The organism is Psychromarinibacter sediminicola (genome assembly GCF_029168335.1).
In the GTDB taxonomy this organism is placed as follows: domain Bacteria; phylum Pseudomonadota; class Alphaproteobacteria; order Rhodobacterales; family Rhodobacteraceae; genus Psychromarinibacter; species Psychromarinibacter sediminicola.
In genome coordinates this window covers 1-314 of sequence record NZ_JARGYC010000275.1, presented here as the reverse complement: position 1 = coordinate 314, position 314 = coordinate 1, and the positions used below count along the sequence as shown (strand labels likewise).

Sequence of the window (314 nt, the reverse complement as noted above, 5' to 3'; positions counted from 1 at the left end):
TTCTTGAAATTTGCTCGGGAGTAGAGGCTGCGCTCCGAGTTGAAATGGTTGCTGACCGAGGCGTGGACGGAGGCGAATTTCTGCAAACTTCGCATACGCCGGAAACGCAGCATCGCCCGCTCGCGTCGTCGGAATGGCAGGTGGGAATTCTCGGTGCGGTTGTTCAACCAGCGACCGGTTTCCTGGCGATCGGCCGCACCGATCTCCTTCAGCGCCGCTCCGTAGGACCGAAGCCGGTCGGTCACGATGGAGTCCGGCCGACCATAGCGCTTCATTGATTTTCTGAGGAATTTCAGGGCCGCCTTCTTGTCGCG

The 314-nt window shown here is 59.6% G+C and carries 1 protein-coding gene; it reads right to left on the bottom strand.

The features are described from left to right. The coding region (locus P1J78_RS25330) for a DDE-type integrase/transposase/recombinase (protein WP_275570128.1) at positions 1-314 on the bottom strand (314 nt) is incomplete at both ends.